The organism is Pseudomonas sp. CG7 (assembly GCF_023701885.1).
Classification (GTDB): domain Bacteria; phylum Pseudomonadota; class Gammaproteobacteria; order Pseudomonadales; family Pseudomonadaceae; genus Aquipseudomonas; species Aquipseudomonas zanjanensis.
In genome coordinates this window covers 1-8,662 of sequence record NZ_JABAEE010000139.1, presented here as the reverse complement: position 1 = coordinate 8,662, position 8,662 = coordinate 1, and the positions used below count along the sequence as shown (strand labels likewise).

Sequence of the window (8,662 nt, the reverse complement as noted above, 5' to 3'; positions counted from 1 at the left end):
CGGAGAAGTTTAAAACAGACAGGCTCGACGAAGCCGCCCAAAAAGCCCTCGACTATTACCTCAAGCCCAACCACGGCCAACCCGACAAAAAACCTTACAAACAACCGGACTACTTCATCGTCGCCCCCGACGCCGACCCCGAAGGCATGCTCGCCCACACCTACGAAACCTTCTGTTCGGTAAGCACGTTGATCCTGGATCTATCGGAAGACCTGGAAGGCGCCCCGCGCAACCTGGCGTTGGCGATTCATCAGATGGGCGAGATGGGGGTGTTGTTGCTGGAGAAGATGCTGGATAACGAGGCGAGGGTTCAGCGCTAAAAAAGCCGAATGACCTGTAATGCTGACTTCCCTTTGTATATCTCTGGTGGTTGCTTGGTTGCTCTCTATGAGCCCGGTACATTCAACATTGATGTTAGCTGATCCACCGCTATCGCGAGCAAGCTCGCTCCCACAAAGTGAGTGACAGCTAAATGCTCAGGCCGACGCCGGCAACGGATAGAAACTGAAATACTGCCGCAACGCGCTCACCAGTTGCCCATAGTCCGGTGATGCCGCCAGCAGGCTGAAACCGGCATCGAAATGTTGTGGCGTCACGTCTTCATGGCACCACAGGCACCTGGCTTTCAACTGGATGTTTTGCTGCGGTCCTTCCTCGGCGGGGATTTTCAGGAGCAAGTCAAAATCCGCACCGACCATCAACGGTAAATGGCTGATCAACATCAGCCCATTCTCGGAAACATTGCCCAGGAAACCGATGGGCCTGTCGTTGACAGCGTTGAATACTCTGAGGAAATACGGCAATTGATGCCGTTCGATTCGGCGTTCCTTGTACATGTCCTGTATCGCTTTCTTAGCGGCCACATACCGGGCCAACCGATCACTTCGGAACGAACCCAAGCGAGCCCGCTCTCCCCAATCCCGGTGCCAGACGCTAAAACCGTCTATGAGCCTACTTCTGCCGGTCTCAGGTGCTTCTGAAAAAGTAGAGATGTTGCTCTAGCCATGACTTGTACAAATATAGCCCAAGCTAAGATGGCAACCAGTCCCATATATTAATTTTCATAAACACGACGGGCAGAGGACGGATGGCCAGGATTACTCCTGGCCACGGGAGGGGGGTCAAGAAGCAGGACGGATCGCCGACGCGCTGCGGCTCGGGTAATGACCCAGACTCTGCAGCGTCTCGAGCCGGGCACGAGCGCGGAACGCGTATTCGCTGTTAGGGTATTGGGCGATGATGAACTGGTAGGTCTGCGCGGCATCGATAAACAGCTTCTGCCGCTCCAGGCACTGGCCACGCAGCATCGAGACTTCCGGCTGCATATAGCGGCGGGCACGGCTGGCGCGGTCGACCTTGGACAGCTCAAGCATGACCTGCTCGCAATTGCCACGGTCATAGGCCTTGTAGGCCAGGTTCATGTGGTGGTTCATTGACCAACGGGTACAGCCCGTGACGCTCAGGGCCAGGGCAACAAAAAGCACGAATCGCATGGGAGGTTCTCCTGTCTTGAGCTCTGTATCGACCTGGCGGGGAAAATCTTCAGCCGAAAACACTCCCATGGTGAACACCTGTGTGGCGAGGGAGCTTGCTCCCGCTGGGGCGCGCAGCGGCCCTGTTTTTTGGGGCTGCTGCGCAACCCAGCGGGAGCAAGCTCCCTCGCCACAAGAGCAGTGTTCGGCTTAAGTAAGTTAAAGGCGCAAAAATTTTCAGGAATGTTCATTTCGAAAAACAAACGAAAAAGTAGTGCATATGAACAATGACTACACCCAAAGAGCATAGTAGCCTTCGCTGGCGCTTGAACTTGAGGAGTCTTGCATGTCCGTCCGTCGCACCAAAATCGTCGCTACCCTTGGCCCGGCCAGTAATTCGCCGGAAGTTCTCGAACAGCTGATTCTGGCTGGCCTGGACGTTGCCCGTCTGAATTTCTCCCACGGCACCCCCGACGAGCACAAGGCTCGTGCCAAGCTGGTGCGCGACCTCGCTGCCAAGCACGGCCGCTTCGTTGCCCTGCTGGGTGACCTGCAAGGCCCGAAGATCCGTATCGCCAAATTCGCCAACAAGCGCATCGAGCTGAAGATCGGTGACGCCTTCACCTTCTCCACCAGCCACCCGCTGACCGAAGGCAACCAGCAAGTGGTCGGCATCGACTACCCGGACCTGGTCAAGGACTGTGGCGTGGGCGACGAGCTGTTGCTCGACGACGGCCGCGTGGTGATGCGCGTCGAGACCGCTACCGCCACCGAACTGAACTGCGTCGTGACCATCGGCGGCCCGCTGTCGGACCACAAAGGCATCAACCGTCGCGGCGGTGGCCTGACGGCCCCAGCCCTGACCGAAAAAGACAAGGCCGACATCAAGCTGGCCGCGGAAATGGAAGTCGACTACTTGGCCGTGTCCTTCCCCCGTGACGCGGCGGACATGGAATACGCCCGTCAACTGCGCGACGAAGCCGGCGGCACCGCCTGGCTGGTGGCCAAGATCGAACGCGCCGAAGCCGTGGCCGACGACGAAACCCTCGACGGCCTGATCAAGGCGTCCGACGCCGTGATGGTGGCCCGTGGCGTCCTGGGCGTGGAAATCGGCGATGCCGAGCTGGTGGGCATCCAGAAGAAGATCATTCTGCATGCACGCCGCCACAACAAAGCGGTGATCGTTGCGACCCAGATGATGGAGTCGATGATCCAGAACCCGATGCCGACCCGCGCCGAAGTGTCCGACGTAGCCAACGCCGTGCTCGACTACACCGACGCCGTGATGCTCTCGGCCGAAAGCGCCGCCGGCCTCTACCCGCTCGAAGCGGTGCAGGCCATGGCGCGTATCTGCATCGGCGCTGAAAAGCACCCGACCAGCAAGACCTCCAGCCACCGCATCGGCAAGACCTTCGAGCGCTGCGACGAAAGCATCGCCCTGGCGACGATGTACACCGCCAACCACTTCCCGGGCGTGAAGGCGATCCTCGCCTTGACCGAAAGTGGTTACACGCCGCTGATCATGTCGCGCATCCGCTCCTCGGTGCCGATCTACGCGTTCTCCCCACACCGCGAAACCCAGGCCCGCGCATCGATGTTCCGTGGCGTCTACACCGTGCCGTTCGACCCGGCGGCCCTGCAACCGGGCGAAGTCAGCCAGGCGGCGGTGGATGAACTGGTCAAGCGCGGCGTGGTGCAGACCGGCGACTGGGTCATCCTGACCAAGGGCGACAGCTACCACACCATCGGCGGCACCAACGGGATGAAGATCCTGCACGTTGGCGACCCGATGGTCTGAGTGACCGAGCGCTGAAAAACAAAAGCCCTGCCGTGTGAATGGCGGGGCTTTTTGGTTTTTGCCTGCTGAAGCCTGTGCTGCCTGATCTGCCGCCATCGCGAGCAAGCTCGCTCCCACAGTAGGTCTGTGGTGTTCATCAATAATGTGTTCAACACAAAACCCTGTGGGAGCGAGCTTGCTCGCGATAGGGCCGGACCAGGCACCAAAAAACTCAACGCCTGTTGATAAACCCCGACAACGCCGCCACCGCCTCGGGCGAGCGCAGGCGTTGGGTGAACAACTTGCCCTCCTCTTCGATCACCTTGCGCAATGCTTCCCGGTCCGGCGCTTTCATCAGTTGCTTGCTGATGCGCACCGCTTCCGGCGGCAGCGATTCGAAGCGCAATGCCACTTCCCTGGCCTTGGCCAACACCGCTTCGCCATTGTCCAGCGCCTCGGTGGCGATGCCCCAGGCGACAGCTTGCTCACCACTGAAGCCCTCGCCCAACAGCAACAATTGCGCAGCCTTGGCCTGGCCCAGCAGCCGTGGCAGGATCAGGCTGGAGCCGAATTCCGGACACAAACCCAGGTTGACGAACGGCATGCGCAGCCGCGCATCCCGGCTGACGTAGACCAGGTCGCAATGCAGCAGCATCGTGGTACCGATGCCCACCGCCGGCCCGGCCACGGCGGCAATCACCGGTTTGCGGCAATCGATCAGGCTGAGCATGAACTGGAATACCGGGTTATCGAGGTCGTTCGGCGGCTGTTCGAGGAAGTCGATGATGTCGTTACCGGCGGTGAAGCAAGCGCTGGAGCCGGTAAGCAGCACCGCGCGAATCTGCGGGTCGCTGTCCGCCGTCGTCAAGGCGTGGGCAAATTGACTGTACATCGCCCGGGTGAGGGCGTTTTTCTTGTCCGGGCGGTTCAAGCGCACGGTCAGCAGGCCGCGTTCACGGTCGAGCAGCAAGGTTTCGGTCATGGTCGGTCTCGCGTCTGGAAATCAGCGCTCAACCACGGGGCAGGAAGACGTCGGCCAGCAGTTGATTGCGCGGCAAGCCGGCCAGGTACAAACGCTTGGCAAAGGCCTCGACCCGGTCGGGATGGCCGCAGAGTAAAGCTTGGGTTTGCCGGGAAACAAGCCGCAGTTGCGCCAAGGCGGACGGCGCCTCGGCCGCGGTCAGCAGCTCCACCGAGAGGTTTTGATGCTTGGCCGCCAGCGCCGCCAGGGGTTTGGCCAGGTAATGCCCGGCCGCGTCATGGGCCACGTGAATAAGGCGAATCGCGCCTTGGTGATGCTGGCGCAACGCCTCGCGCAGCAAGCCGAACAGCGGCGCCAAGCCCGTCCCGGCGGCGAGCAGCCACAGCGGCCTGGCATGCCAGTCGGGATCGTAGTGCAAGGCGCCACCGCGCAGCTCGCCCAGGCGGATCGGGTCGCCGGCGTTCATCTGCCGGGCCGCCTCGATGAACTGGCCGGGCTCACGGCAATCGAGGTGGAACTCCAGGAAACGGTCTTCTTCGGGCAGGCTTGCCAGGGAATATGGCCGGGCCACGTCGCCGGCCCACAGCACCAGATGCTGCCCGGCCCGATACCGCAGCGGCCGCTCGGCGGTGACGCGCAGGCGCAACACCTCGCCGCCCAGCCAATCCACTGCCATGACCTGGGCGGCCTGGCCGTCACGTTGCGGATCGAAGGTGTGGATCTGCACATCCTCCACCACCTGGCATTGACACGCCAACCGCCAGCCCTGGTCGCGCTGCGTCGGGCTCAGGGCATCGGGACGGCTGTCACGCACGTCGCCACCCACGCACTGCACCAGGCAAGCGTGGCAGCTCCCGGCGCGGCAACTGTAGGGCACCGGCACGCCGGCACCGTTCAAGGCGTCCAGCAGATTACTGCCCGCCGCCACCGTCCAGTGTCGACCGGCGACTGTCAGTTCAGGCATCGACGTTCTCCCAAGCGGCGGCGCACCGATTGCGGCCGTCTCGCTTGGCACGGTACAGGGCCTGGTCGGCCCGCTGCAACGCGTTGTCCAGGTCATCGCCCATGTCCAGCATCGTCATGCCCGCCGACAGGCTGAGGGCGCCGACCTGCAGGCCGATCAGCTCGACTTCGGTGAACGCCAGCCGCAGCCGCTCGCAACAGGCCGTCAGGCGCTGGGGGTCGCAAGCGGGCAGCAGCATGACGAATTCCTCGCCGCCATAACGAGCCAGTACATCGCCTTCACGCAGGCACGCCGTGGCGACAGCGGCGAACGCCTGCAACACTTGATCGCCGGCGGCGTGGCCGTGCAGGTCGTTGATGCGCTTGAAATGGTCAAGGTCGATCAGGGCCAGGCCATGGGCGACGCCGGGCCGGAGGGTGTTGAGTTCGCGGGAGGCCAGGCGCAGGAAATGCCGGCGATTGAACAGCCCGGTCAGCTCATCGGTGGCCACCAGGTCTTCGAGTTGGCGCATCATGCCGCGCAAGGTGTCCTGGTGCGCCTGCAAGGCAAACCGCCGCTGGCGCATGCGCTGGCGTGAGGTCTGGACGTAGCGGGCGTAAAACACCAGCCACACCAGCACGAGAAACAGCACGGCCACCTGCAACCCGGCCAAGGTGGGATCGGGAAGCCTGAAGAAATAACCGTCCCAGAGGGTAATCGCGGTGAAACTGATGAACACCAGCGACGCGCAGCGCACAAAGGCCCGGCGTGACAGGTGGAACAGCCCGAACAACAGAATCAGCACATAAAACACCAGGAACACGCCCCGGGCCTGGTCCAGGTGCGCCATCATCCAGGTCTGCCAGCCCAGGCCGATCAACACCTGGACTTCGGTGAGGCTGGGGTCGGCAAAGCGCAGGTTGCGGTCGGTGATAAACAATGTGAACAGCCCGGCCTGGCACAGCACGACCAACACGCTGCCGATGATGACACCGCGCAACGAGTCCAGGTAATGCCCACTGAAAAATGCCAGCCACAACAAAACCAGTGCCAGCGCGTACGTCGCGGCCGCCAAAGCGAAGCGTTTCAGCAAAAGACGTTGAATGGCGTTATGGGTCAATCGTTGACTCACCATGGGAAAGGAAACTGACAGGAGGCGTCCTACGCTACAGGCCAGACGCCACTTTAGTGGCGTGTAGGACAAATGACCATTCAATTCTGGAGCAGAAAAATGGCGTCAAAGCAATGGCCCAATTGACGCAGTGGCTCGCGCCCCTGATATCCCTGTGGCGAGGGAGCTTGCTCCCGCTCGGTTGCGCAGCGACCGCAAAATCCTGGGGCCGCTGCGCAGCCCAGCGGGAGCAAGCTCCCTCGCCACAGGCTTTCACCGCCATCCTCATCAGTCCGTCGCGATCGCGAGCAAGCTCGCTCCCACAGGATGCTGGCCTGCGATATACTGCCGCGCCTTTTTAGCGTCGCGCCAGCATGCCCGGCGTGCCTTATAGAGGTGCCGCCCGTCGACCGATGCACCCAAGCGGCCGGCACCTTATTGAATGTTCCCGTCTTTAGAGAGGAGCGCGACTCATGACCGTGATCAAGCAAGATGACCTGATACAGAGCGTCGCCGACGCCCTGCAGTTCATTTCCTATTACCACCCCGTGGATTTCATCCAGGCGATGCACGAAGCCTACCTGCGCGAAGAATCGCCGGCGGCCCGTGACTCCATGGCACAGATCCTGATCAACTCGCGCATGTGCGCCACCGGCCATCGGCCGATCTGCCAGGACACCGGCATCGTGACCGTGTTCGTGCGCGTGGGCATGGATGTGCGTTGGGATGGCGCGACCATGGGCCTGGACGACATGATCAACGAGGGCGTGCGTCGCGCCTACAACCTGCCGGAAAATGTCCTGCGTGCCTCCATCCTCGCCGACCCGGCAGGCGCTCGCAAAAACACCAAGGACAACACCCCGGCGGTCATCCACTACTCCATCGTCCCGGGCAACACCGTGGAAGTGGACGTGGCGGCCAAGGGCGGCGGTTCCGAGAACAAGTCGAAGATGGCCATGCTCAACCCGTCCGACTCCATCGTCGACTGGGTGCTCAAGACCGTTCCGACCATGGGCGCCGGTTGGTGCCCACCGGGCATGCTCGGCATCGGCATCGGCGGCACCGCCGAGAAAGCCGCGGTGATGGCCAAGGAAGTCTTGATGGAATCCATCGACATCCATGAGCTCAAGGCCCGCGGCCCGCAGAACCGTATCGAAGAGATGCGCCTGGAGCTGTTCGAGAAGGTCAACCAACTGGGCATCGGCGCCCAGGGCCTGGGCGGCCTGACGACCGTGCTCGACGTGAAGATCATGGATTACCCGACCCACGCCGCCTCCCTGCCGGTGTGCATGATCCCCAACTGCGCCGCCACCCGTCACGCTCACTTCGTGCTGGACGGCACCGGCCCGGCATCGCTGGAAGCGCCACCGTTGGACGCCTACCCGGAAATCGTCTGGGAAGCCGGCCCGTCGGCCCGTCGCGTCAACCTCGACTCCCTGACCCCGGAAGACGTGCAGAGCTGGAAACCGGGCGAAACCGTGCTGCTCAACGGCAAGATGCTCACCGGTCGCGACGCCGCGCACAAACGCATGGTCGAGATGCTGAACAAGGGTGAAACCTTGCCAGTGGACCTCAAGGGCCGCTTCATCTATTACGTCGGCCCGGTCGATCCGGTCGGCGACGAAGTGGTCGGCCCAGCCGGTCCGACCACCGCCACACGGATGGACAAGTTCACCCGCCAGATCCTCGAGCAGACCGGCCTGTTGGGCATGATCGGCAAATCCGAGCGCGGCCCGACCGCCATCGAAGCGATCAAGGACAACAAAGCCGTCTACCTGATGGCCGTCGGCGGTGCCGCTTACCTGGTGGCCCAGGCGATCAAGAAATCCAAGGTCCTGGCGTTCGCCGAACTGGGCATGGAAGCGATCTACGAGTTCGAGGTCAAGGACATGCCAGTGACGGTCGCGGTGGACAGCAAGGGCGAGTCGGTGCATATCACCGGTCCTGCCATCTGGCAGAAAAAGATCAGCGACAGCCTGGCGGTCGAAGTGCAGTAACAGGCATTTTGGCGCGGTGAAAAAGGCCGGTGGGGCGACAAGTCCACCGGCCTTTTTTTATGCAGGCACCAAAGCCATACCTACACAACCTTGTGGCGAGGGAGCTTGCTCCCGCTGGGCTGCGTAGCAGCCCCAAACCAGTCAACCCAGTACTCCAGGAAAAATCGGCCGACTGGTTTTACGACTGCTGCGCAGCCGAGCGGGAGCAAGCTCCCTCGCCACGATGGTTTATATCCAGCATTCAAGTAACTGACCCACCGCCAATTCCCTGTGGGAGCGGGCTTGCTCGCGAAAGCGGTGGGCCAGCCGACATCAATGTTGAATGTGCCGGCTTCTTCGCGAGCAAGCCCGCTCCCACAGGGGTTCTGAGGCGAACACAG

The 8,662-nt window shown here is 61.9% G+C and carries 8 protein-coding genes; 3 read left to right on the top strand and 5 right to left on the bottom strand.

Annotated elements, in window-relative coordinates:
* The coding region (locus HGO40_RS29735; RefSeq protein ID WP_250965954.1) for a DUF6124 family protein at positions 1-320 on the top strand (320 nt) is incomplete at its 5' end.
* Positions 321-476: 156 nt separating this feature from the next.
* On the opposite strand, the gene HGO40_RS29730 is transcribed toward HGO40_RS29735, so the two are convergent.
* A complete protein-coding gene (locus HGO40_RS29730; RefSeq protein ID WP_250965953.1) occupies positions 477-836 on the bottom strand; it encodes a PilZ domain-containing protein in 360 nt (119 codons plus the stop codon).
* Between the two features lie 285 nt (positions 837-1,121).
* A complete protein-coding gene (locus HGO40_RS29725; protein WP_250965952.1) occupies positions 1,122-1,493 on the bottom strand; it encodes a tetratricopeptide repeat protein in 372 nt (123 codons plus the stop codon).
* Between the two features lie 325 nt (positions 1,494-1,818).
* Between HGO40_RS29725 and pyk the strand changes: the two genes are divergently transcribed.
* On the top strand, positions 1,819-3,270 hold the full coding sequence (gene pyk, locus HGO40_RS29720) for a pyruvate kinase (RefSeq protein WP_250965951.1): 1,452 nt from the start codon (positions 1,819-1,821) through the stop codon (positions 3,268-3,270).
* Positions 3,271-3,481: 211 nt separating this feature from the next.
* Here pyk and HGO40_RS29715 read toward each other — a convergent pair whose 3' ends face one another.
* The 3 genes from HGO40_RS29715 to HGO40_RS29705 are packed head-to-tail and all read right to left on the bottom strand — an operon-like array spanning position 3,482 to position 6,294.
* The gene (locus HGO40_RS29715; protein WP_250965950.1) at positions 3,482-4,231 is read right to left on the bottom strand and encodes an enoyl-CoA hydratase; all 750 of its coding nucleotides are present in this window, start codon (positions 4,229-4,231) and stop codon (positions 3,482-3,484) included.
* Positions 4,232-4,259: 28 nt separating this feature from the next.
* Positions 4,260-5,195 carry an iron-sulfur-binding ferredoxin reductase gene (locus HGO40_RS29710; RefSeq protein ID WP_250965949.1) on the bottom strand — a complete coding sequence of 312 codons (936 nt, stop codon included), beginning with the start codon at positions 5,193-5,195 and terminating at the stop codon, positions 4,260-4,262.
* The gene (locus HGO40_RS29705; protein WP_186706392.1) at positions 5,188-6,294 is read right to left on the bottom strand and encodes a GGDEF domain-containing protein; all 1,107 of its coding nucleotides are present in this window, start codon (positions 6,292-6,294) and stop codon (positions 5,188-5,190) included. Before HGO40_RS29705 ends, HGO40_RS29710 begins: the two co-directional genes overlap by 8 nt.
* Positions 6,295-6,758: 464 nt before the next feature.
* On the opposite strand from HGO40_RS29705, the gene HGO40_RS29700 reads away from it, so the two are divergent.
* A complete protein-coding gene (locus HGO40_RS29700; RefSeq protein ID WP_250965948.1) occupies positions 6,759-8,282 on the top strand; it encodes a fumarate hydratase in 1,524 nt (507 codons plus the stop codon).
* Positions 8,283-8,662 lie beyond the last annotated feature (380 nt).